Source organism: Carnobacterium sp. TMP28, from assembly GCF_047553015.1.
Lineage (GTDB): Bacteria > Bacillota > Bacilli > Lactobacillales > Carnobacteriaceae > Carnobacterium_A.
Window position 1 is genome coordinate 728,062 of sequence record NZ_CP180212.1, and the last position, 24,867, is coordinate 752,928.

Genomic DNA, 24,867 nt, shown 5'->3' on the forward strand with positions numbered 1-24,867 from the left:
GATGTCGTTAAATAGTAATTTAGCTAGAAAAGTCGAAGTAGAAATACCCTTGCAGTCGCCATCTAATGTGCCAGAACAATCAACTGGGATGGTGCATAGATCGATTTCTAAAAAATCACTTGCAACAAGAGTAGAAAAAATGCTAATGGGTATCATTATGGCTATAGCTTTTACCTTAATTGCAGTTAGTATTTCTTTGGAAATCAATATAGCAAGCACGAATCGAGCGCTACAAGATACAAAGGTATCTATTCTAAATACAACGACAATAAATAGTAATTTACAACAAGAAGTGCAAGAACTATCTAGATATGATCGGATCTATAGATTTGCTAACAAACAAGGATTAAAAATGAATGAAGCGAATGTAAGGAATGTTGTTAAATGAAGACTAGAAGTGCTTTTAAAAATAGAAAAAATATGACGATTCTGCTTTTTTTTATTGCTGGATTAACTTTTATGGTATTTGTAGGACGTTTTGCTTTTATTATGGTAAAAGGAGAAATTAACGGAGAAGATTTATCTCAAAATGTTAACAATCTCTATACAAGAAGTAGTGTACTCGAAGCAAACAGGGGAGCCATTTATGATGTCGGTGGTAATCCTATTGCTGTAGACGCTACTTCTTATTCATTAATCGCTGTTTTAACAGATAAGTGGTCTAATACACCTGAAAATCCTCTGCATGTAGTAAACAAGCAAAAAACAGCAGCAGCTTTAGCTAAGCATATTTCTATGAGTGAAGCTGAAATTTTGAAAAAATTAAACCAAGAAAACTTGAGTCAAGTTGAGTTTGGTTCTGCTGGTAAAAAATTATCTTATGATAATAAATCATCGATTGAAAAAGAAAAATTACCTGGAATTATTTTTGATGAAACACCGACTAGATTATATCCAAATGGTACTTTTGCTTCACATATTGTTGGCTATGCTGAACTACCTACAGATAAAAATGGTGAACTAAGTACAAATCCATTGAATGACGACTTAGTTGGCTTAATGGGTATAGAACAATCCTATAACACTGAATTGACTGGTAAAGATGGATCAATTGAATACCAGAAAGATAATTTTGGGTATGTTTTGCCAAACTCTACTGTGAAATCTACGAATCCAGTAGATGGTAAAGATATTTATTTAACTTTAGATAAAAGAATGCAAGTTTACTTAGAAAGTATTATGACTGAAGTTAATGATCACTATCATCCGGTTGGAATGACTGCTACGCTGATGAATCCAGAAACTGGAGCAATTATTGCTGCCTCTCAAAGACCTTCATTCAATGGGACAACTAAAGAAGGAATTGGCGATCTATGGCAAAATTTATTGGTAGAACAAACTTTTGAACCAGGTTCTACAATGAAGGTTTTGACGCTTGCCTCTGCTATCGAAGAAGGAGTATTTAATCCTGCTGAAACGTATATGTCCGGTTCTAAACAAATTTCAGGTAGTGTAGTAAATGATCATAATGTATATGGGTGGGGGGAAATTAGTTATTTAGAGGGATTAGAACGATCAAGTAACGTAGCTTTTATAAACTTAATGGAAAAAATGGGTACAGAAACATGGAAAAGTTATATGGATAAATTTGGTATAGGAAAAGTAACAGAAACAGGATTGCCTAATGAACAAAAAGGAAATAATCCCTACATGTGGCCGATTGAAAAAGCTAATACATCTTTTGGACAAGGATTAACTGTGACAGTTATGCAAATGATGCAAGCTTATTCAGCTGTGGCGAATGAAGGCAAAATGATGAAGCCGCAATTCATAAGCAAGATTGTAGACTCTAAGACAGGAAAGGAAACTATTTTTAATCCTGAAGTAGTTAATGAGCCTATTTCTAAAAAAACAGCAGATCAAGCATTAAACTATTTAAAAGAAGTGGTGTATGGTGAACATGGGACTGGGAGAAGTTATAAAATAGAAGGTCATGAAATAGCGGCAAAAACTGGGACTGCTCAAATCGTAAACCCTGACACAAAGGAATATTATAATGGAGGCAATAATTATATCTTTTCAGTAGTCGGAATGGCTCCAGTTGATGATCCTAAGGTTGTCTTATACGTAACTGTGCAACAACCAGCAGTTAATGATCCTTCTGTTATTGGAAGTGATGTAGTAAAAGAAATTTTTAATCCTGTTATGAAACGAGCTCTCGAATCCCAACATTTGAGTGATGAATCTCAAATACAAGATGTAAATCAAGTAGAAATGCCAGAAGTAACCGGTCTTTCTAAAATAAAGGCATTAGAGGAAGTAGATAAAACAAAACTGGATGTGACTATTATTGGAAGTGGCGATACAATCGTGCAACAAATGCCGTTGCCTCAAAAAATAATTATAAAAAATCAGCGAATTATATTAATGACTAATGGTGCTATGACAATGCCAGATATGACTGGTTGGTCAAAGAACGATGTTTTAAAAGTATCCGAAATCACTGGAATTAAATTTTCATTTGAAGGAGAGGGTTACGTAATCGAACAAGGCCTCATGCCACAAGCTAATATGCAAAATGAGGAAACTATTACGATTACACTAGCTTCTCCTCAATAATGGAATAGAAAAGGTGGAAATTATGAAAGCAATTGATTTGATCGCACCCCTTATTATTAAGGGACTATCTAGTGATATTTCTCAAGAATTATCTATTTCTAAGATAGCCCAAGATACACGAGAAATAGAAAAAAACTCTTTGTTTATTTGTATCCAAGGAGCGCTACAAGATGGCCATAAATTAGCTAGAGAAGCAGTTGATAGAGGAGCTGTTCTAATTATAGCGAGTAAAAAAATAACAGTATCCGTACCAGTAGTTTACGTTGCAGATACGACAAAAGCGATGGCTATTTTAGCAGATTATTTTTACCAGCATCCCAGCCAACGTTTAAGAGTAATTGGGGTCACAGGTACAAATGGTAAAACAACTGTGACTCATTTATTAGATCAAATTTTTAGAAACAACGGAGAAACAACGGGTGTCATTGGAACGATGTATCGTCGCATTGGAGATAAATTGTTTACAACTAAAAATACAACTCCAGATAGTCTTACTTTGCAAAGAACACTAAGTGAAATGAATGAAGCTGGAGTGACGACTTGTTCTATGGAGGTATCTTCTCATGCCTTGGTACAAGGGAGGGTTTGGGGAACAGATTTTGATGTTGCGATATTCACAAACTTGAGTCAAGATCATTTAGAATACCATCATACGATGGAAGAATATGCGCATGCAAAGGAATTGCTTTTTTCTCAATTAGGAAATAGTTACAAAAGTAACCAACCCAAATATGCTGTTTTGAACATAGATGATTCCGTTGGCCGCAGTTATCAAAATAAAATAGCTGCGCAAATTTATTCGTATGGCATTGAACAACCAGCGGATTTTAGAGCAATAGAGTTAAAAACAACGAATAAAGGAACAAGTTTTACTTTGTTGTTTCAGGAAAAAGCATACCCTGTCCACATGCAAATGATAGGTAAATTTAATGTGTCTAATGCTTTAGCTGCTATTGCAGCTGCTTATGCTTCGGGAATAGAGTTAGCTAGTATTATTGATTCAATGGAAAAAATTAAAGGAGTAAGAGGTCGTTTTGAAGTCGTACAAGGCGCACAAGACTTCACAGCAATCGTTGACTATGCTCATACACCTGATGGGCTATTAAATGTATTAGATGCAGTAAATGAGATTAAAACGAGTAAAGTATATTGCATTGTTGGATGTGGTGGAGATCGAGATCGGACAAAGAGACCGATTATGGCAGAAGTTGCTATGTCTAACTCAGATTGTGTCATTTTTACATCTGATAATCCAAGAACCGAAGATCCACAAGATATCCTTGACGAAATGGTTGTAAACTTAAAAGTAGGCACTTACCAAATGATTTTAGATCGTAAAAAAGCTATTCAAGCAGCAGTCAACCAAGCAACAACAAATGACATTATTTTAATTGCAGGAAAAGGACATGAGGATTATCAGATTATTGGCACAAAAAAGCATCATTTTGATGATGTTGAAGAAGTAGAAGAAGCTATCAAACTAAAAAATTAAAGAAATTTAGGAGCGATTAAGTATGCACTGGACAGAAATGTTATTGCCATGGGTCAGTAGTTTTGCACTGACTATTATGACAATGCCAATTGTTATTGGCTATTTTAGAACAAAACAATTAGGACAAATAACAAGAGATGAAGGCCCTAAATGGCATGAAGTTAAAACAGGGACACCGACAATGGGTGGTGTTGTCTTTTTGATAGCGTCTGTTATTTCAACGGTATGGGTTAGCCTTTGGCAAAATAGTTTATCAATAAGTCTAGTGTTACTATTATTTATTATTTTACTTTATGGTTTGTTAGGTTTTTTAGATGATTTTATCAAAATCTTTAGAAAACGCAACTTAGGATTAACGTCTAAGCAAAAATTAATAGGTCAATTAGTCGGTGGACTATTGTTCTTTATTGTTTACCAATTAAATAATCTTCCAACTAATTTAACTATTCCCTTAATAGGTTCAATCGATTTTGGGTGGTTCTATGGTATTTTTGTTTTATTTTGGTTGGTTGGATTTTCTAACGCTGTTAATTTAACAGATGGATTAGACGGGTTAGTTGCAGGAACTGCAGGTATAGCTTATATAGCTTACGCATTTATTGCTTGGAACCAACAACAAGTAGATGTTTTGATTTTCTGTTTAACAATTATTGGAGGTTTAGTTGGATTTTTCTTCTTCAATAAAAAACCAGCGAAAATATTTATGGGAGATGTTGGTTCACTTGCTTTAGGCGGAGGATTGGCAGCAGTATCTATTTTATTAAAACAAGAGTGGTCTTTGCTTTTAATTGGCTTAATTTTTGTAATTGAAACCGCTAGTGTTATGATTCAAGTAACATCATTCAAATTGACAGGGAAAAGAGTCTTTAAAATGAGTCCTATCCATCATCATTTTGAAATGAGTGGGTGGAGTGAATGGCGTGTTGTATTAACGTTTTGGTTTATCAGTCTTGTTGCAGCCTTACTAAGTCTATGGCTAGTTTTTTAAGATAAATGAAATAAATAATTTGATAAAGGCAGTAGGTTAACTTATTCCGCTAGAAAGAGGTCTAGATATGAAAAATAGTAAACGATATCAAAATACTAAAGTATTAGTTTTAGGACTAGCTTTAAGTGGTGTGAATGCAGCAAAACTACTCCATTCATTAGGAGCATTAGTAACGGTTAACGATTATAAGAATTTTGACGAAAATCCTGAAGCACAAGAATTGTTAGAATCTGGAATCAGAGTAGTAACAGGCGGACACCCTGTTGAATTACTGGACGAAGATTTTGAATGGATTGTAAAAAATCCTGGAATTATGTATACTAATCCAATTATTATACGAGCTATTGAAAAAAATATTCCAATTATTACGGAAGTTGAACTTGCTTATGAAGTTTCTGAAAGTACGTTAGTTGGTATCACAGGAACAAATGGAAAAACAACTACGACAACGATGATTGCAGATATATTAAATAAAAAACGTAAAAAAGGATGGGCTTATGTTGCTGGAAATATTGGTACTCCAGCTAGTTTAGTAGTTCAAACAGCGACAGTGAATGATGAAATTATTATGGAACTATCTAGTTTTCAATTAATGGGCATAACAGAGTTAAGGCCTCATATTGCAATCATCACAAATATTTATTCAGCGCATCTTGATTATCATGGATCAAGAGACGAGTACGTTCAAGCCAAGCTTAAAATCACCGAAAACCAAACTGAATCTGACTATTTAATTATCAATTGGGATCAACCAGAGTTGAGAGAACTTACGAAAGTAAGTAAAGCACAAATTATCCCTTTTTCACGCTTGGAACAAGTAGAAAATGGTGTTTATTTAAAAGATGATGTTATCTATTATCGAAATGAACCAATTATGAACAAAGCCTCTATATTAGTGCCAGGTGAGCACAACGTTGAGAATGCTATGGCAGCTATTGCAGCTACAAAAATATTGGAACAAAAAAATGGTGAAATTAGAGAATGTCTTGAACAATTTACAGGAGTAAAACACCGAACTCAGTTTGTAAGAGAGTTTAAGGGGAGACGGTTCTATAATGATTCAAAAGCTACTAATAGCCTGGCTACGAAGAATGCTTTAAGGGGTTTTAAAGTACCCATTATTTTACTTGCTGGAGGATTAGATAGAGGAAATGATTTTGATGAGCTAATACCTGAATTAAAAAATGTAAAAGTTTTAATCGTTTTTGGAGAAACGGCTATAAAGTTAGCTGAAACGGGTAAAAAAGCTGGAATCAAACAAATTAAGTTTGTTCAGAATGTAGAAGCTGCAGTCCCAGTTGCCTTTGAGTTAAGTGAACCAGAAGAAGTTATTTTATTATCACCAGCTTGTGCAAGTTGGGATCAGTACAGAAGTTTTGAAGTCCGTGGAGATGCGTTTATCGACTCAATTGATCAATTAGTCAGTGAAATAAACATAGAGGAGGAGTAGGCCGATTGGTCTGATATAAAAATGAAAATTATATTATCTGGTGGCGGTACAGGTGGGCATATTTATCCTGCTTTAGCTCTAATTAAAAGAATGAAGCAGTTAGATCCTTCTACTGAAGTACTGTATATTGGTACAGAAAAGGGATTAGAAAGTAAAATTGTTAGAAACGCAGGGATTTCATTTAAATCGATAGAAATTCAAGGATTCAAACGTTCTCTTTCAATCAGTAATTTTAAAACAATTCAATTATTTATTACAAGTATTCAAAAATCAAAAAAATTAATTAAAGAGTTCCAACCAGATGTTGTTATCGGGACAGGAGGCTATGTTTGTGCGCCAGTTATTTATGCAGCATCAAAATTGACTATACCAACAATTATTCATGAGCAAAATAGCGTAGCTGGTGTTACAAATAAATTTTTAGCACGCTATGTCACAAAAATAGCCGTCTGCTTTGAAGAAGCTAAAAATGAATTTAGTAACTACTCAGAAAAAGTTAATTATACAGGTAATCCAAGAGCACAAGAAGTAGTAGGTGCAAAACCATCTCCTATTTTAGAAGACTACCAGTTGATTGCTAATCAGCCAACTGTTTTAATTTTTGGTGGAAGTCGTGGTGCTAAAATTCTAAATAAAGCTTTTCTTGAGGCTTTGTCAAGATTAAAAAATAGAGAGTATCAGGTATTATTCGCAACAGGAGAGATACATTACGAGTCACTAAAAAAACAAGCTGAACCATTTTTAAAAAATAGTTCATCAATCTCAGTTGTCCCTTATATCGAAAATATGCCTGCAGTCTTCGCGAACGTTGAGCTAGTAGTATCTAGAAGTGGAGCTACGACATTAGCAGAACTAACAGCTTTAGGGTTACCAAGTATTTTAGTTCCTAGTCCTTATGTTACTAATGACCATCAAACTAGAAATGCTGAAAGTTTAACCAAACGTGGGGCAGCAAAAATGATAGCTGAAAGCCAATTGAACGGAGAAAGTCTCATAGAATCAATTGATGAGCTAATGTTGAATAAAGAGTTAAGAAAAAATATGGCAGATGCTGCTAAAAAATTAGGATTACCAGAAGCTGCCGACGATTTAATTCAACTAATAAAAGAGATTACGGATTAAAAAATAAAGAGAGGAGAGCACATGATAAAAAAAAGAGATTCAGCCTCAAAAAATAAAAAATTTTTTATGCTCTCCTCATCTTTAAAAAATAAGTTACTTGAGAAAAAAAGAAAACAAACTACAGGAGAAAAATTACCTAAATTAAAAAAAACACCTCATCAGAAAATGAAACAGCGATTAGCTTTAATACTTTTGTTATTTTCATTTGCAATTTTAACGGTTGTTTATTTTATCTCTCCGCTAAGTAAAGTTGAAAAAATTAGTGTTAGTGGAGCTAACGAAGTCACCGAACAATCCGTTATTAATGCTAGTCAAATTAAATCTGGAGAATCACTGTGGAAAACGTTCTTTTCAAGAAAAGAAAAAGAACAATTTATAAAGAAGCAATTATCCCAAGTGAAATCAATGGATTTAAAGTTTGATAGTATGAACTCATACGAATTAGCTATAACAGAATACAAAACTGTAGCTTATCTGGAGAAAAAAGATACTTATTATAATATCTTAGAGAACGGAAAAATTGTAAATGAAAGCAGAAAAGTTTCGATAGGCAATCAGCCTATCTTTGTAAATTTTAAAGAGGGTAAAGTATTAAACGATATGATTAAACAATATGATAAATTAAAAGAAAACATTCATAATAGCATCTCAGAAATTGAATACACACCAAGTAAAACAGATGCCTATTTAATAAAAATATATATGAATGATGGGAATCAAGTCATTGCATCCATTACTTCTTTTTCTGAGAAAATGGCTTATTATCCAGATATTGTTCAAAAAATTGGTGATGAAAATGGGATTATTAATATAGAAGTTGGTATTTATTTCTTTCCTTTCGAATCTGTCACACCAGAAATAAGCGAGAATAAACCTGAATAACTATTAAATCAGTAACTTATTTACAAGATAAATTTCTTATTGCAATAAGACTATTAACTTAAAAAATAGAGTTCATTCTATCTGGATTAGATGTTTGCTAATAGACAAAAGTTATCTTCTAGCAACGCTTACTTCCTAGAATGAATTGAAAGAACGAGGAACTCAATTCAAGAAGGCTTCTTCCGTTAGTTACTTTAATAAAAATAGCAGTAATGAGATTAGAAAAAACCCTATATGATAAGGTTTTCTAAGAGTTCAACTCAACATAAATTAACCATTATACAAAAAATAACAGTCTTTTTTATATAATAATTAAAGAAATTAATGGCCTGGAATAAATAAGACAAATAAACACCTAAATAAAGTGAATAAGATTTAAGAATACCATTAAAAACTTCGTAAATTAAGTGTTACTATGGTAAAATTAGTGGTAAGTACTATAAAATTTAATTTAAAACTGGAAATGAAGTATAAGGAGGTTTCAATGAATGAAAAATACTGGAATGTATGTGAGTCTAGATATTGGAACCACTTCAATAAAAGTTGTCGTTGCTGAATTTATTAACGGTGAAATGAATATTATTGGAGTAGGAAATGAAAAATCAGGAGGCTTAAGCCGTGGAATTATCGTTGATATTGATAAAACAGTTGACTCAATTAAAAAAGCCATTAAACAGGCAGAACAAAAAGCAAATGTTGAAATTTATAACGTAATTGTTGGTATTCCAGCAAATAATATTGAAATTGAACCTTGCCAAGGTATGATTGCTATTTCAGGTGAAAATAAAGAAATAGTAAAAGAGGATGTATGCAATGTGCTTTCCGCTGCTATGGTTAGATCTGTTCCACCAGAAAAGGAAATTTTAGCCATCTTACCAGAAGAGTTCATTGTCGACGGTTTTGACGGAATTAAAGATCCTCGTGGAATGATTGGTGTCAGGCTAGAAATGCATGCAACTATGATCACAGGGCCAAAAACAATTATTCACAACACGAAAAAATGTGTAGAAAAAGCTGGACTTCAGATTGAAGATATTGTATTACAACCACTAGCTACAAGCAGTGTCGCTATGTCTAAAGGAGAAAGTGATTTTGGCACCATTTTAATTGATATGGGTGGCGGACAAACAACAGTATCTGTTATGCATGATAACCAATTAAAATTCGCGTATGTCAATCAAGAAGGCGGAGAATATGTGACAAAAGATATCTCAGTTGTCTTGAACACGTCTTCTGAAAATGCTGAAAGAATTAAACGAGATTATGGGTATGCACTACCAGAAGAAGCCTCACCTGATGAAGAATTTCCGGTTGATGTTATTGGGCAAAGTAAACCTGTAAATATTGACGAACAATATTTATCAGAAATTATTGAAGCACGATTGGTTCAAATCTTTGAAAAAATTAAAAATAAATTAGATGTTGTGGAAGCGCGTGATTTGCCAGGTGGAATTATATTAACTGGTGGGGCAGCAGCAATACCTGGGATTATTGGGTTAGCAGAAGATATTTTTGAAGTCAATGTTAAACTTTATGTTCCTGATCAGATGGGAATGCGCTACCCAACATTCACAACTAGCATTGGCTTGGTACATTATGAGTCACAGTTAGATGAAATCCATCAAATTATAAAGAACTATTCATTAAATCAAAGAGTCTATGATGAAAACAGCAATACGCTGAATAAGAATGAATCTTTAGAATACGAAGAACAAGAACAGTACTACAAGGATAAACCAAAAAAACAAAAAGAAGATACTCTAAGTTATAAAGCTAAGAATTTTTTCTTTAATTTCTTTGATTAGATATACCAGATTGTGTGAGTAGGAGGAAATAAAATGGATTTAGAATTTGATACGAACTTGATGAATAATGGAGCAGTTATAAAAGTAATCGGTGTTGGTGGAGCAGGAAACAATGCTGTTAATCGTATGATTGATGAGGATGTTAAAGGTGTCGAGTTTATCGTAGCGAATACGGATGTTCAAGCGTTAGCAGGATCAAATGCAGAGGTTAAAATACAGTTAGGACCTAAATTGACTCGAGGGCTTGGAGCGGGTGCTAATCCTGAAATTGGGCGTAAAGCAGCTGAGGAAAGTGAAGAGCAAATTTCTGATGCTTTAAGAGGAGCGGATATGGTTTTTGTTACCGCTGGAATGGGCGGAGGAACGGGTACCGGAGCTGCTGCTATTGTTGCTCGTATTGCAAAAGAACAAGGTGCCTTAACAGTAGGAGTCATTACTCGACCATTTACTTTTGAAGGACCTAAACGTGGTCGTTTTGCTGCTGAAGGTGTTGCGCAAATGAAAGAGCATGTAGATACTTTAGTTATTATCTCTAATAATCGTCTGTTAGAGATTGTTGATAAAAAGACACCTATGCTTGAAGCCTTTCATGAAGCGGATAATGTATTGCGTCAAGGGGTACAGGGAATATCGGACTTAATTACAGCACCTGGATATGTAAACTTAGATTTTGCAGACGTTAAAACAGTCATGGAAAATCAAGGATCAGCGCTAATGGGAATTGGTATGGCTAGTGGTGAAAATAGAACGGCTGAAGCTACGAAAAAAGCTATTTCTTCACCCTTGTTAGAAGTTTCTATTGATGGAGCAGAGTCAGTTTTATTAAATATTACTGGTGGTTCGGATTTAACTTTATTTGAAGCACAAGATGCTTCTGATATTGTTTCTTCGGCTTCTACAACAGAAGTAAATATTATTTTTGGAACGTCTATTAACGAGAATTTAGGAGACGAAGTAATTGTAACAGTTATTGCTACGGGGATTGACTCAAACAAAAAAGTAGATGTTCAACCAAAATCATCAGGAAGAAGTAGAAGTACGGACTCGAATGATTCAGCTAAGCGTGGAGAAGGGCCGCAGTCAAAAAAGGCTAAAGATCCATTTGGTGACTGGGATATTCGCAAAGAGCCAAATGTTCGTGATCAAAGTAGTTCTCATTCATCAACAGATACTGATTCTGAAAAAGAACGATCTGAGTTTGATTTTTTCAAACGTGAAGAAAAACACGAACGTGGGTATAAATCAGAAGAGGACAATAATATTGACACTCCACCATTTTTTAGAAGACGTCGTAAATAAATAAGATGATAAATATAAAAGATAATGTTCTCCAGTTTGAAGAAGAACTTAATTATTCTTTGAATAAAGAGAAACGAAAAAAAACAAGCGTTAAAGTTGTTGCAGTAACAAAAAATAGATCGGTTCAGCTAACAAAAGAACTAGTCCAACAAGGTTTTTATCATTTAGCGGAAAATCGTCCTGAAGGATTGCTTGAAAAACAGAATGAATTAAACAATGAAACGATTATTTGGCATTTCATTGGAAATTTACAAACAAGAAAAGTAAAAAAAATCATAAATGAGATTGATTTTTTACATTCTCTTGACCGCTTATCTCTAGCAAAAGAAATAAACAAACGAGCAGAAGATAGTGTGCGCTGTTTTGTACAGGTTAATGTCAGCGGAGAAGACTCTAAAAGTGGAATTCATCCTGACCAATTAGAAGAATTTATTTTGCAATTAGGTGACTATCCTAAAATTAGCATTGTTGGCTTAATGACGATGGCGCCATTGACGGATGATGAAAATAGAATAAGGACTGTTTTTTCAACATTAAGAATTTTCCAAGAAGAGATAGCGAAAAAAAACCTGCCTTATGCTCCTTGTACAGAGCTCAGCATGGGGATGAGCGGAGACTACCAAATTGCTATTGAAGAAGGAGCAACTTATATTCGAATAGGTAGCTTGTTTTTTCAAGACTAGCGACTAGTGGTAGTGCTATTTATTCATTAAGGAGGTTTAAAATGGGAAAAAAGAACGTATTTAGCCGTTTTTTTGAATTATATGAAGAAGATGAATTTGAATCTACACATCAAGAAGACCTATCATCTTCTAAAAATATGAAATTCAGAACGCCACAGGATAAAGATAAAAGTACTCCTCTTATTAATACTAAGCGAGAAAAAGCAACCAATAAAGTTATTTCGTTTAAACAACAAACTTCAACAAAGCAAGCTAAAATTACAATTGTTGAACCTCGTGTGTACTCAGAAGTGCAAGAGATAGCAGATATTCTATTGAGAGAAGAGTCAGTTGTGTTAAACTTCCTTCGAATGGATGAAGAACAAGCTAAAAGAATTGTAGATTTTTTAACAGGTACTGTGTATGCTTTGGGTGGAGATATTCAGCGAATCGGCAATGAAATATTTTTATGTACTCCTGAAAATGTGAGCATAGATAGTGCGCTAACGGATAGTATGCGTGAAAAAAATTTACACTAGAAAAGAGGGATAGTTAAAACGTTATGGATATATTATATTTTATTTACCTTATATTATCGAGATTGATACAAGCTTATTCGACTCTTATTATTATTTACATTTTGATGTCTTGGTTTCCGGGAGCCTATCAATCAAAAATCGGACAAATTATTGTTCGACTTTGTGAACCGTATTTAGGATTTTTCAGACGTTTTATTCCACCAATTGGTATGATTAGCTTTTCTGGAATTGTAGCGATAGTTGTATTAAATTTAGCTCAAAGAGGATTATTCTCACTTTATCAAATAATTGCAAGAGTAATTTTAGGCTTCTAACCGGAGGGAGGTGTTCTGATGATAGAAAATGTTTATCAACATTTTAGGAAAGAAGAGCGTCCCTTTATTGATCAAGTAACCGGTTGGATTAGAGAATGCGAAGATCAATATACGCCGTATCTAACAAACTTTTTAGATCCTAGACAAACTTATATAGTAGAAACAATTGTTGGGAAAAGAAGCGGAATAAAAATTTATTCTTTTGGTGGCTATCAAACAGCTGAAAGAAACAGATTATATATATGTCCAGAATATTTTATTCCTAAACAAGAAGATTTTGACGTATCCCTTTTTGAAATCCGTTATCCTATTAAATTCACAAAATTATCTCACGGAAAAATTCTTGGGACAGTACTTTCAACAGGATTAAAAAGAGATTATTTTGGAGACATTATTTCTGATGGAGAACGGTGGCAATTTTTTATTTGCGATAGTATGAAGTCATTTGTCCAAATTCAAGTCGAAAAAATAGGGAACGTTACTATAAGATTTGTAGAAAAAACGTATTTGGATATCTTGAAACCAATAGATAGCTGGACAATCGTCCAAGAAACAGTATCCTCTATGCGTTTGGATACAATTGTTGCTAGTTTGTTTAATATCTCTAGACAACGGTCAAAACAGATGATTGAATCTGGGAAAATTAAATTAAACTGGTCAGAAATCACTCAACCAGATTTCGAATTAGGTGTTTTAGATATTGTTTCCATACGTGGATTTGGTCGCTTACAGGTTCAGGAGATAGAAGGAAAGACAAAGAAAGATAAATGGCGTATCAAATTTGGAGTCTTGCATAAGTAAGGCAATTTAGGTATTCTAGTAGTGGATCATTTAATGTCAAATCAAAGATGAAAAAATCAAATGATGGAGGTGTCTTAAATGGTATTAACTCCTTTGGATATACATAACAAAGAGTTTCATGTCAAGATGCGTGGATATGATCAAGATGAAGTAAATGATTATTTAGACCAGATTATTAAAGATTATGAAATGGTTTTGAAAGAAAATCGTGAACTAGAGAAAAATTTGAAATTTTCTGAAGAAAAAGTAACGCATTACAATAATTTACAAGACGCTTTGAATAAATCTATTATTGTTGCTCAGGATGCTGCAGATCGTCTGAAAGAAAATTCTGTAAAAGAAGCAGAGTTAATTGGTTTAGAAGCAGGAAAAAATGCAGATCGCTTACTAGATGAAGCTGTAGCTAAAGCTAAAGAAATCACTATTGAAACAGATGAATTAAGAAAGCAAAGTAGAATCTTTAAACAACGATTGCAGCTAATGATTGAGTCTCAATTAGAAATGATAAAAAGTGACGAATGGGAAGATATTTTAAAACCTTCGCAAGAAGAAACAGTAGAACTTCCAATTTTAAAAGAACTATTTTCTGAAATAGACTATGATGAAAATCAAAAAGAAATGGCTGAAATAGCTGACAATGAAGAATGGAAAGATGATGAAAATCAAACAACTGAAGGTACAACACCTGCAATTGAATTGCCATAAGACTTAAGACGATGATTGGAACAGAAAGCAATAGAATACTTTTAGCGAGTTAGAGGATGGTGAAAGTCTAACAGTTTATTTTATTGTAAGATCCTCCAAGAGTGCTAATTTGAACAATCTATTAAAATTAGCCGGTTGATGACCGTTAATAATTACTTGAGAGGAATAAGAACAGTGTTCATTTCCTGAACTTGGGTGGTATCACGAATTCGCTTCGTCCCTTTTTAGGGCGGAGTGTTTTTTTTATTCTAAATGCATCATTTAAGCCAAAATAATAAGTAGAAAAAATGGAGGAATAAGAAATGAAAATGAAAGAAACATTACAATTAGGAAAAACAGCTTTCCCGATGCGTGGAAATTTGCCTATACGGGAATTAGAATGGCAAAAAGATTGGGAAGAAAAAGATATTTACGGTCAACGTCAAGAATTAAATAAAGAAAAACCAACGTTTATTTTGCATGATGGCCCCCCTTATGCCAATGGTAATATTCATATCGGACATGCATTGAATAAAATTAGTAAAGATATTATTGTTCGTTATAAATCAATGACAGGTTTTCGTTCTCCTTATGTACCTGGATGGGATACACATGGCTTACCTATTGAGCAAGCTTTAACTAACAAAGGCGTCAAGCGCAAAGAGATGACGGTAGCTAAATTTCGTGAGCTGTGTGAAGAATATGCATGGGAACAAATAAACAAGCAACGAGAAGACTTTAAACGCCTAGGTGTGGCTGGTGAATGGGATAATCCTTATGTTACGTTGACACCTGAATACGAAGAAGCACAAATTCGCGTTTTTGGTAAAATGGCTGAAAAAGGTTATATCTACAAAGGACTAAAACCAATTTACTGGTCTCCTTCAAGTGAGTCTGCTTTAGCCGAAGCAGAGATTGAATATAAAGATGTTAAATCTGCAAGTATTTATGTTGCTTTTAAGATTGTTGATGGTAAGGGATTGATTGATGAGTCTACCTCACTAATTATTTGGACAACAACTCCTTGGACTATTCCATCAAATCTAGGTATCGCAGTTCATCCAGAATATGATTATGTGGTTATCTTAGCTGATGGGAAAAAGTATGTTCTAGCAAAAGATTTAGTTGATGCAGTAACCCAAGAAATCGGTTGGGAAAGTGTTGAAGTCATAAATGAACTTAAAGGGAAAGATATGGAGTTAATGACAGCGCAACACCCTATGTATGATCGAACATCATTAGTTATTTTAGGTGATCACGTTACGTTAGAAGCAGGTACTGGATTAGTTCATACAGCTCCTGGACATGGTGATGATGATTATATTGTTGGGCAAAAATATAAATTAGGTGTTCTATCACCAGTTGACGATAAAGGGTGCTTTACGGACGAAGCTCCTGGTTTGGAAGGCATATTTTATGATAAAGGGAATAAAATTATTACAGATATTTTGAAGGAAAAAGGAGCTTTGCTAAAATTAGATTTCTTTATGCATAGTTATCCTCATGATTGGCGTACGAAAAAACCAGTTATTTTCCGTGCAACACCTCAATGGTTTGCTTCTATCGATCTTTTCAGAGAAGACATTTTAGAAGCGATTAAAAAGGTAAACTGGACTCAGCAATGGGGTATGCAGCGTCTTTATAATATGGTTCGCGATCGCGGCGATTGGGTTATTTCTCGTCAACGTGCATGGGGTGTGCCACTACCTATTTTTTATGGTGAAAATAATGAACCTATTATTACACCAGAAACGACCAATCATGTTGCAAAACTATTTGGTGAGTTTGGCTCAAATGTTTGGTTTGAACGCGAAGCTGCTGATTTGTTACCTGTAGGATTTACACATCCTTCTAGTCCCAACAATATTTTTACTAAAGAAAAAGATATAATGGATGTTTGGTTTGATTCAGGTTCGTCACATGAAGCAGTTTTAAAAGGAAGAGAGAACTTAACGTTTCCTGCAGATATGTATCTAGAAGGTTCAGATCAATACCGTGGCTGGTTCAACTCTAGTATCACAACTAGTATTGCAATTAATGGTGTAGCACCTTATAAAACGGTTTTATCTCAAGGAATGGTGTTAGATGGAGATGGACGTAAAATGAGCAAATCACTTGGCAATACAATGTCTCCTGATAAAGTAACGAAGCAAATGGGAGCAGATATTATTCGTTTATGGGTTTCAAGTGTTGATTCCCAAGCAGATGTACGTGTAAGTGATGAAATTTTAAAACAAGTTTCAGAAGTATATCGTAAGATTCGCAACACTATGCGCTTTTTATTAGCCAATACATCTGACTTTAAATCACAAGATCAGACTATAGAGTTTGATGAGTTACGCTCAGTAGATAAATATATGATGGTTCGATTAAATCAACTTGTTGAAAAAGTGGAAATGAATTATGAAAAGTATGAATTTCCAGCGATTTATCAGTTAATCAATAATTTTTGTACAGTAGATTTATCTCAATTCTATTTAGATTTTGCAAAAGATGTCGTTTACATTGAATCAGAAGACTCTTATGAGCGTAAAGCAATGCAAACAGTTTTTCATGCAGTTCTTGTTAAACTAACTAAATTATTGACACCTATTTTACCTCATACATCAGAAGAAATTTGGAGTTTATTAGGTGAAAAAGAGGAATTTGTTCAATTAGCTGAAATGCCACAAGTTGAATCCTATGAAAATGAAGTAGAATTAATGGATATGTGGAATGCATTCATGGCCATTCGTCAAGATGTTCAAAAGGCATTAGAAGAAGCACGTAATGACAAGAAAATTGGTAAGTCTTTTGAGGCTAAGTTAACTATTTATCCTACTGCACAAACAAGAGATTTATTTATAGCATTAAATAGTAATATAGAACAGTTATTGATTGTTTCAGATTTAATAATTGCAGAAGACAAAAAAGATGCACCAGAAATAGCTTTACAATTTGATTCGTTGGCTATTGTAGTTGAACATGCTCATGGTGAGACTTGCGAACGATGTCGTGCAATCAAAGAAGACGTAGGGACAAGTGAGATAGCTCCAACTCTTTGCGAACGTTGTGCTAAAATTGTTTTAGAAAATTTCCCGGAAGCATTAGTACCGGAACAATAAACTATCTTATTTAAAAATAAAAAACTTCCTTTTTAGGAAGTTTTTTTATTCGTTTTCTAAAGTTATTTTTACTTCTGTTAAAATATTTTTAGCCCATGAATCTTTAACTGAAGGTAAAAGGGGAGCAAAAAATAAACTTTTTTTCCCTTTTAAACGTAGATCTAACAAAATCTCTAACTTTATAATATCATCAGAATGTAGTGAGATAATTAATTGACCCAAGCCGGTAACATGTTTGTTTTTTGAAGAAAAAGTAAAGCGGACTTCATTAGTTTTTTTTTCTGGTTCAAAATAAAAGGTTAAAGTTGTATCATGAGTAACCGGACCTAAAGATAGCAAAGTTTTTACAGAATAACTGCAATCAGAAAGTTGATTGAGATTAGTAAAACCTGGCAAGAAAGGCAACCAAAAAGTAGGTTCTTTTATTTTTTTACTAGAGTCTTTGAATGGAGCATGTATGTTTATTGAATAGTTTTCTAGTGACATAATTTATCTCCTTTTTATAGTTAATTTTAAAAAAAGTAAAAACACTTTGAGACTATACCTCAAAGTGTTTTTACTGAATTACTAAATATAATTAGCCTTTACGTCTTCCCATGATAAGTGAAAAGATAAAGATTAAGGCTACAGCACCAATTAATGCAGGTAAAATAGCAAAACCGCCAACAACTGGTCCCCAGTTACCAAACAATGAAGATCCAAGCCATGATCCGATGAATCCTACGATAATATTACCAATAATGCCTCCAGGCACATCCTTACCTAAAATCATTCCTGCTACGGCTCCTAAAACGCCACCTACAATTAATGACCAAATAAATCCCATGATATTTTCCTCCTCTTAATAAATAAGTAATTTATAAACAGATAATTAACCTTTGCGTCTTCCCATAATAAGTGAAAAGATGAAGATTAAGGCTACAGCACCAATTAATGCAGGTAAAATAGCAAAACCGCCAACAACTGGTCCCCAGTTACCAAATAACGAAGAACCAAGCCATGAACCAATGAAACCTACAATAATATTACCAATGATTCCTCCTGGTACGTCTTTGCCTAAAATCATTCCTGCTACAGCTCCTAAAACGCCACCAACAATTAATGACCAAATAAATCCCATGATGATTTCCTCCTTCTATAAGAATAATTAAGTAATAGGACTATTACAATTCTTATTATAGACACATTTCGTTCACAATTCAAACGATATGCATTGGATAATAGAATTTATTGTAGAAACCTTAATCTTTAGCAATTAATAGATTCGTTTATAAGGTGACTACTTAAGGGTGAAAAATTTTTTAGATCAATCATTTCTTGCCCTTTAGTGCTTGAATTGAATAGAGTTCATTATCAGAATCCTCGTACTCATAATAAACAGCTCTTTTTTAGTATAATTTATTTAATCTAACTTCTCAAATCTAACTTCTCAAATCTAACTTCTCAAATAGAGTAAGTCTTTCTGATAGCATAGCAAAAAACTATTTATAAAATGTTTTTTAACTGCTTGAAATCATACCAACTTTGTTTGAGTAAAATTTTTCTTTGTTTTTTATCTTGTTTATTTTATTAAATTTAGTCTATAAATAGGCTTTAGTTTTACCTATAAATTGCATATTGTATAACTAGTCAAAATATAGAAACAAACAAATGTGATAAATAAAAAAAATAAAAATTTCTCCATTATTTGCTGCATCATTAGCATAAATAGTGAAGAAATTATATTGTTTTATTTAAGATTGATCACTAGTTAACTCGAGTAATCTATTTTTTAAAGAATTTTCCATGACAGATAATTCTATTTCAGCTTCTTTTCGTTTCAAACGACCCGTTTTTTGAATGTGCAAAGTTTCTTGTAAAGTTTCTACTAAATCATTTTGAGTTTGTTGCAATGTTTCGATATCAATAATACCACGTTCATTTTCTTTTGCTGTTTCAATGGTAGATATTTTTAGCATTTCTGAATTTCTCTTTAATAAGTCATTTGTTGTTTCTGATACTTGTCTTTGAGCTGTGACCGCATCTTTTTGGCGCAATAAGGTTAAAGCAATGGCAATTTGATTTTTCCAGAGAGGAATAGCCGTATTGATAGAAGATTGAATTTTTTCTGCTAATGCCTGATTAGTATTTTGGATTAAGCGTATTTGAGGAGCTTGTTGAATGGTCATTTGACGGGCCAATTTTAAATCATACGTTCTTTTTTCTAAGCGATCTAAAAATTGGTTTAAATCATTAACAATTTGAACATCCATCTGATTCGAACTATTTTCAGCACTTTTTATAGCTTCTGGAATAAACATAGTAGTTAGTTCGTCTATTTTAAGCTCACCAGCTGCGATATAAATATTTAAAGCATCAAAATAGTCTTTATTTTTTTGATAAAGTTGTTCTAACATAAGATTATCACTGATTAATGCATTTTTCTCTTTATCTAACTTAACGCTAATTTTATCGATTTGTGCACCGATTTTTTGATATTTTGCAGTCATTTCATAGATTGATTTTCTAACTCGTCCAAATATTTTTTTAAAGACATTGTTATCATCTGCTCTTAGATCTTCAGGATTCGCTTCATTTAAGCGGAACATCAAATCGTTTAAAGAATCCCCTATTTCACCTGTATCCGAATTTTGAACTTGATTTAGCATAGCATGAGAAAATTCACCTAATTTTTGTTGTGCAGCTGCTCCGTAGCTCATTACAGACTGAATATTTGTCACATCAATTTGTTCAGCTAGATCTCTAGCTTGTTTTTGACGTTCTTCTGGTAATTTGTTTATTAGCCGATCGACTTTTTCAGTCTCAACCATATCATTTTCAACTGAATCTTTTACAGAAAGTGTATCTAAGGTGGTATCTCCAAAAGGATTTGATAATAATTCATCTAACTCAGAGTTTACCTCTTTGATTGAAAGATCATTTTTTGACGTGTTATCTACCATTTTTTCATCCCCTTGAGTAATATTATAATTCTTGATTTTCTATTATTTCGAAGTCTGTACTGTCCCGTTCGATAGTTTTTTTAGCAAGCTCTACCTCAATGCTCATATCATCAAAATCTTCTGATTTAAAAGCGACATAATCTACTGCAATTAAGTGGCACATTTCGTCTATAGTTAGTGCACTTTCATTTAACACATCATATGTTGCTTTACTTTTAACTTCATGTTGATCAATTTCAATATATTTATTTGTTAAATCAACCAAAGAGGAAAGATGAACATAAAGAAATTTATTCGCTTCATTTAAACGACGCGGATTTTCTGTAATTTCTTTGAATAAAGCTTTAACTAGACGCAGGGTATTGTTACGCTTTTCAATAGCCGTTAACTTTGAAATAGAACGCATATTTTTTTCCAAAGTTAAAATTTGATTCTTTGCAAGGTACATTGTTTCTCTAAAGAAGTTCATTTCTTCTTTATTTAAACCATTTGATTTGTAAAAGTTTTCTTTTTCAGCAGAAACTTTATTTAATTTAGTAGTTGTTTTCTTTAGTTCATTATTATTTTGCATATAGAAAAAAATGCTGCCAAGTGCAATACTAATAATTAAGGACCACCAAAAATCTACATTAAAAATAAAGACTAAAAGTAAAAAAAACAGGATTGTTGAAACACTAGTAAGAGTGTAACGTAATACAGCGATAATATTTTTAGAAAAATCATTCATTATAAATCACTCCATAATTTTATTTTAACTTCATTGTTCAGTTTATAGCACATCTTTATTTTATCATAGAAGCATGCAAAAGGCCCATCAGACTTAAGGTTGAGTTTGTGTCAAGTTTTTCTCGGTCGTCCTATTACTAGGCTAGTTTGGCGTTCTATTTTTGTACACCTATCTGCTACCGCACGGCTTTGCCGTTTGCTGGCCCATCTGTTTGGAGAACGTTCCAAAAAAATGGAACCTTCCCCAAACAGACAGGAATTATCGAAAACTTTTAATTAACTGCCCCATTGCTGAAGAATGAGGGGCATAAAACGGAATCGTCCCTTTCTTTGCCCCAACTGACTGACGCGTCTTTTGATGCATTAAAGACGATACACGAACGGTTTGTTTCACCTTACGTTGTTGTCTTGTACTTCTAGTTTGCTGGTGAAGATAAGCTTCACGTAACGTTTGATTTAAGATCCCTTGTTTCACTTTTACCATGGCTTCACAACCGACTTCGCTCCAATGCATTCCACGTTTTTTCATCCGATAAGAAATATGACGTTGATTCGATTCCATTGCGCCTAAACCTCTGGCATCCTTCGGTACTTGTTCTACTTTTTCTCGCCAATCAAAAATCCGATCCCAATTTCTTAAAAGATAAGTTCGAAAACTAGTCAGTTTTTCTACTGCTTGTGTTTCTTCTAAGGTACTTTCATAAGTGTCCAACCAGATCGTTAGGGCCTCTAAATCATGTTTTTTAAGCGCTTGATGAATGTTCTGTTTAAAGAGATTACTTTGTACACCAAAAGCACGGTTCAGGCCTTGAAAGATGTGATAAGCGTCTAATTGATTCAACACGGGATAATTCGACTGCGAAAAAGTTTCTTGGAATTTATCTGCGGTATAGCCTGGTCCACCATCGCTATTGGTAATGATTTGAGCGTGTTGTAACGCGTAATGAGTCGCTGTAAAAGCCTGTACTTCTGCCCAAAAACCAGCCGTCTTTTTAGTCGTCATAATGGCTTTAGGCTCCTTCAAGGAGACTCTCTTTCCATTTCTCTGCCAGCCTTCATAAACAATTGCATGATGAACCTCTAAACTTTTTTTCTTTGTTGTCCCACGGACAAATACACCATCTGCTTCGGCATAGAAATAATCGACTTTTTTTCCTTCTGGTAACGCTGCTGACTCTTCTAGCTCGATCACCATTTCTTCGTCTTCATGCGCTTGTGCTTCTCCCACTCGTTTAAGGAGGCTGCCTACTGTTTGATGGCTCATCGTTACTGCTGTCCACTCTTTCAGTGTTTCAGCGGTGTCCCGATAGGTACACTTACTGGCTAACTCTGCTACTTTGACTTCTACGAGTGGACTGTGACGTTGGTATTTTCGAATCCCCAACCACTCATCTAATGGATAATGATTTTGATTCTCTTGATCTGCCATTAAAGTACGACGGTAACGGACAGACCCAAAAATAAATTGGACTGTTTTCCAATCTTCTCGCTTTACTTTCCATCCTTCTTGTTGCTTTTGTTCCTTAATCGTTTGGTTTATGTGTATAAATATATCTCCTAATAATTCCGTAAATACTTCATACATATAAAGCTGAATAGATTCTTCTGTAGCAATTAAATCGCTTGATTCCTTTATTATTTTGTATAATTTTGATATAATGTTATCCATAAGAAGGCCTCTTCCATTTATGTATTTGCCGCGTAAGCATACATTTATGATAGAACGCCTTCTTTATTTTTGCTAGTAAAAAGATAATATCCTCTCGAGAACTATTTTACACGTACTAAGGTTGATTTCTCCTAATAGTTTTGAGTCATTTGACTAGTTACTCAAAGAGTATAGATAATGGTATAATGTCGAGATTGATAAAGTAATTCTAGCACGGTATGATAAGAAAGACGATATTTATAACAACTAGGAGGAAATCTAATGGAATTTAAAGAAGAAACAATTAAAAGTGACTGTATCTACAAGGGGAAAATCACAGAATACTGGGTAGACGAGGTACTTCTACCAAACGGAAAAAAATCAACTCGTGAATTAGTAAAGCATGCTGGTGCAGTTGCAATCATGCCTTTTACAGCAGATGGTAAAATGATTTTTGTTAAGCAATTTCGCAAAGCAATCGAAAAAACGATAGTAGAAATACCAGCAGGAATGATTGATAAAACAGATATAAATCCAATAGAAACTGGGAAAAGAGAGCTAGAAGAAGAAACAGGTTATCAAGCTAAAGTTTTTGAACTAGAGACGTCTTTTTACTCGTCACCTGGATTCTCAAATGAATTCTTATATATCTATCGAGCTGAAGAATTAACGAAAATAAAATACCCTCTTGCTCAAGATGAAGATGAGTTTATTGAACTTATAACTTTATCATTTGAAGAAGCATGGGATGCTTATGAGAAAAAGACAATAATTGATGCTAAAACGGTCTTCGCTCTTTTTTATTGGAAGATGAAACGACAAATGGAACAAATGAATAGATGAGGTTGTGAACAAAAAAATGGATCAAAAAACAAGGGCTGAACTGAGAGAAGCAAAAGAACAAGAAAAAAAGGAAAGAAAAAAAAGGAGTAAGGCACGAGATAAAGTTGAAAAAGAGTATCAAAAAAAAGTAGAAAAAGAACAGAAATCTTTAAAAAGTAGGAAAACGAAAAATGAAAAATATCGAAATATCGATAAACTTTTGACGAAAGCCATTATTTTTGTCTCTATTTTACTTGTTATTGTACTAGTAATTGTTTTTTTAATTTAAATTTGAAGGAGAAATAAATATGAAAATTGGAATTATCGGCGCTATGGAAGAAGAAATCGTTTTACTAAAATCAAAAATGCTCTCTCCAAAAGAATGCTTTCAAGCTAATGTTTTATTTATATCAGGAGAACTGGAAGGTCACCAAGTTGTTTTAGTGCAATCGGGTATTGGAAAAGTAAATGCAGCTATTGCAGCTACGTTATTAATTTCTCAATACGGAGTAGAAACGTTAATTAATACTGGTTCTGCTGGTGGAATAGGAGAAGGATTAGCGGTCGGAGATATTGTTGTCTCGAATGAAGTTGCTCACCATGATGTTGATGTGACTATTTTTAATTATGAAATAGGTCAAGTACCACAGATGCCAGCTCGTTACACAGCTAGTGAAAAACTTATAAAAAAGATACTGGCTGCAGCTAAGGCTGTTGGGTTGCATCCGATAGAAGGATTAATTGTTACAAGTGATTCATTTATTGCTGGAAAAAATCAGACAGAAAAAATAATGACAGATTTTCCAGATGCTTTAGCAGCAGAGATGGAAGGAGCAGCAATTGCTCAGGTTTGTTATCAATTTAAAAAGCCATTTGTTATTGTGAGAGCGATGTCTGATGTTGCAAATGAAGAAGCGAGTATTAGTTTTGATGAATTCATTGTTGAAGCTGGGAAAAAATCAGCAAATATGGTTTTAGAATTACTAAAAACGAGTATATAAAACACTTTAATCAATAATTTACTAATC

24 protein-coding genes and 1 other annotated feature are annotated in these 24,867 nt (G+C 33.6%); of the genes, 18 read left to right on the top strand and 6 right to left on the bottom strand.

Annotated elements, in window-relative coordinates; translation table 11 throughout:
* Nucleotide 1 precedes the first annotated feature (1 nt).
* The 15 genes from ftsL (at nucleotide 2) to ileS (ending at nucleotide 17,701) form a co-directional block, all read left to right on the top strand.
* Nucleotides 2–388 (top strand): cell division protein FtsL, encoded by a 387-nt coding sequence (gene ftsL, locus ACMHYH_RS03525; RefSeq protein ID WP_414839987.1) that lies wholly within the window; start codon nucleotides 2–4, stop codon nucleotides 386–388.
* Nucleotides 385–2,559 carry a penicillin-binding protein gene (locus ACMHYH_RS03530; RefSeq protein WP_414839988.1) on the top strand — a complete coding sequence of 725 codons (2,175 nt, stop codon included), beginning with the start codon at nucleotides 385–387 and terminating at the stop codon, nucleotides 2,557–2,559. The genes ftsL and ACMHYH_RS03530 overlap by 4 nt, the downstream gene beginning before the upstream one ends.
* Before the next feature lie 22 nt (nucleotides 2,560–2,581).
* Entirely contained in the window at nucleotides 2,582–4,051 is a 1,470-nt protein-coding gene (locus ACMHYH_RS03535) for a UDP-N-acetylmuramoyl-L-alanyl-D-glutamate--2,6-diaminopimelate ligase (RefSeq protein WP_414840338.1), read from the top strand.
* Nucleotides 4,052–4,073: 22 nt separating this feature from the next.
* Nucleotides 4,074–5,039, top strand: a complete 966-nt coding sequence (gene mraY, locus ACMHYH_RS03540; RefSeq protein ID WP_414839989.1) for a phospho-N-acetylmuramoyl-pentapeptide-transferase — start codon at nucleotides 4,074–4,076, stop codon at nucleotides 5,037–5,039.
* Between the two features lie 67 nt (nucleotides 5,040–5,106).
* Nucleotides 5,107–6,489, top strand: coding sequence for a UDP-N-acetylmuramoyl-L-alanine--D-glutamate ligase (murD, locus tag ACMHYH_RS03545; protein ID WP_414839990.1), 1,383 nt, complete (start codon nucleotides 5,107–5,109; stop codon nucleotides 6,487–6,489).
* Nucleotides 6,490–6,510: 21 nt separating this feature from the next.
* Nucleotides 6,511–7,611: an undecaprenyldiphospho-muramoylpentapeptide beta-N-acetylglucosaminyltransferase gene (gene murG / locus ACMHYH_RS03550; RefSeq protein ID WP_414839991.1), complete on the top strand. Its 1,101-nt coding sequence runs from the start codon at nucleotides 6,511–6,513 to the stop codon at nucleotides 7,609–7,611.
* A 21-nt stretch (nucleotides 7,612–7,632) separates the two neighbouring features.
* Nucleotides 7,633–8,493 (top strand): cell division protein FtsQ/DivIB, encoded by an 861-nt coding sequence (locus ACMHYH_RS03555; protein ID WP_414839992.1) that lies wholly within the window; start codon nucleotides 7,633–7,635, stop codon nucleotides 8,491–8,493.
* A gap of 488 nt (nucleotides 8,494–8,981) precedes the next feature.
* Complete coding sequence (gene ftsA / locus ACMHYH_RS03560) at nucleotides 8,982–10,298, top strand: cell division protein FtsA (protein ID WP_414839993.1); 1,317 nt, start codon at nucleotides 8,982–8,984, stop codon at nucleotides 10,296–10,298.
* Nucleotides 10,299–10,331: 33 nt separating this feature from the next.
* On the top strand, nucleotides 10,332–11,597 hold the full coding sequence (gene ftsZ / locus ACMHYH_RS03565; RefSeq protein ID WP_414839994.1) for a cell division protein FtsZ: 1,266 nt from the start codon (nucleotides 10,332–10,334) through the stop codon (nucleotides 11,595–11,597).
* Nucleotides 11,598–11,602: 5 nt separating this feature from the next.
* Nucleotides 11,603–12,280: a YggS family pyridoxal phosphate-dependent enzyme gene (locus ACMHYH_RS03570; RefSeq protein WP_414839995.1), complete on the top strand. Its 678-nt coding sequence runs from the start codon at nucleotides 11,603–11,605 to the stop codon at nucleotides 12,278–12,280.
* A 41-nt stretch (nucleotides 12,281–12,321) separates the two neighbouring features.
* The gene (locus ACMHYH_RS03575) at nucleotides 12,322–12,798 is read left to right on the top strand and encodes a cell division protein SepF (RefSeq protein WP_414839996.1); all 477 of its coding nucleotides are present in this window, start codon (nucleotides 12,322–12,324) and stop codon (nucleotides 12,796–12,798) included.
* Between the two features lie 23 nt (nucleotides 12,799–12,821).
* A complete protein-coding gene (locus ACMHYH_RS03580; RefSeq protein ID WP_085560265.1) occupies nucleotides 12,822–13,112 on the top strand; it encodes a YggT family protein in 291 nt (96 codons plus the stop codon).
* An 18-nt stretch (nucleotides 13,113–13,130) separates the two neighbouring features.
* Complete coding sequence (locus ACMHYH_RS03585; RefSeq protein ID WP_414839997.1) at nucleotides 13,131–13,913, top strand: RNA-binding protein; 783 nt, start codon at nucleotides 13,131–13,133, stop codon at nucleotides 13,911–13,913.
* Nucleotides 13,914–13,991: 78 nt separating this feature from the next.
* Nucleotides 13,992–14,618, top strand: a complete 627-nt coding sequence (locus tag ACMHYH_RS03590) for a DivIVA domain-containing protein (protein WP_414839998.1) — start codon at nucleotides 13,992–13,994, stop codon at nucleotides 14,616–14,618.
* Between the two features lie 2 nt (nucleotides 14,619–14,620).
* Nucleotides 14,621–14,843 (top strand) — a binding site (T-box leader).
* A gap of 77 nt (nucleotides 14,844–14,920) precedes the next feature.
* Nucleotides 14,921–17,701, top strand: coding sequence for an isoleucine--tRNA ligase (ileS, locus tag ACMHYH_RS03595; protein WP_414839999.1), 2,781 nt, complete (start codon nucleotides 14,921–14,923; stop codon nucleotides 17,699–17,701).
* Nucleotides 17,702–17,746: 45 nt separating this feature from the next.
* Here ileS and ACMHYH_RS03600 read toward each other — a convergent pair whose 3' ends face one another.
* From ACMHYH_RS03600 to ACMHYH_RS03625, 6 genes are all read right to left on the bottom strand, one after another.
* Nucleotides 17,747–18,187, bottom strand: coding sequence for a hypothetical protein (locus tag ACMHYH_RS03600; RefSeq protein ID WP_414840000.1), 441 nt, complete (start codon nucleotides 18,185–18,187; stop codon nucleotides 17,747–17,749).
* A gap of 91 nt (nucleotides 18,188–18,278) precedes the next feature.
* Entirely contained in the window at nucleotides 18,279–18,530 is a 252-nt protein-coding gene (locus ACMHYH_RS03605) for a GlsB/YeaQ/YmgE family stress response membrane protein (RefSeq protein ID WP_414840339.1), read from the bottom strand.
* A 42-nt stretch (nucleotides 18,531–18,572) separates the two neighbouring features.
* The gene (locus tag ACMHYH_RS03610) at nucleotides 18,573–18,824 is read right to left on the bottom strand and encodes a GlsB/YeaQ/YmgE family stress response membrane protein (RefSeq protein WP_414840339.1); all 252 of its coding nucleotides are present in this window, start codon (nucleotides 18,822–18,824) and stop codon (nucleotides 18,573–18,575) included.
* A gap of 610 nt (nucleotides 18,825–19,434) precedes the next feature.
* Entirely contained in the window at nucleotides 19,435–20,643 is a 1,209-nt protein-coding gene (locus ACMHYH_RS03615) for a toxic anion resistance protein (protein WP_414840001.1), read from the bottom strand.
* Between the two features lie 22 nt (nucleotides 20,644–20,665).
* The gene (locus tag ACMHYH_RS03620) at nucleotides 20,666–21,370 is read right to left on the bottom strand and encodes a 5-bromo-4-chloroindolyl phosphate hydrolysis family protein (RefSeq protein ID WP_414840002.1); all 705 of its coding nucleotides are present in this window, start codon (nucleotides 21,368–21,370) and stop codon (nucleotides 20,666–20,668) included.
* A gap of 258 nt (nucleotides 21,371–21,628) precedes the next feature.
* Nucleotides 21,629–23,038 carry an ISLre2 family transposase gene (locus ACMHYH_RS03625; RefSeq protein ID WP_414839118.1) on the bottom strand — a complete coding sequence of 470 codons (1,410 nt, stop codon included), beginning with the start codon at nucleotides 23,036–23,038 and terminating at the stop codon, nucleotides 21,629–21,631.
* Nucleotides 23,039–23,299: 261 nt separating this feature from the next.
* On the opposite strand from ACMHYH_RS03625, the gene ACMHYH_RS03630 reads away from it, so the two are divergent.
* Genes ACMHYH_RS03630 through ACMHYH_RS03640 form a run of 3 tightly spaced genes read left to right on the top strand, consistent with a single transcriptional unit; the run spans nucleotide 23,300 to nucleotide 24,840 of the window.
* Nucleotides 23,300–23,860: an NUDIX hydrolase gene (locus tag ACMHYH_RS03630; RefSeq protein ID WP_414840003.1), complete on the top strand. Its 561-nt coding sequence runs from the start codon at nucleotides 23,300–23,302 to the stop codon at nucleotides 23,858–23,860.
* Between the two features lie 16 nt (nucleotides 23,861–23,876).
* The gene (locus ACMHYH_RS03635) at nucleotides 23,877–24,128 is read left to right on the top strand and encodes a hypothetical protein (protein WP_414840004.1); all 252 of its coding nucleotides are present in this window, start codon (nucleotides 23,877–23,879) and stop codon (nucleotides 24,126–24,128) included.
* A gap of 19 nt (nucleotides 24,129–24,147) precedes the next feature.
* Nucleotides 24,148–24,840 carry a 5'-methylthioadenosine/adenosylhomocysteine nucleosidase gene (locus ACMHYH_RS03640; RefSeq protein WP_414840005.1) on the top strand — a complete coding sequence of 231 codons (693 nt, stop codon included), beginning with the start codon at nucleotides 24,148–24,150 and terminating at the stop codon, nucleotides 24,838–24,840.
* Nucleotides 24,841–24,867 lie beyond the last annotated feature (27 nt).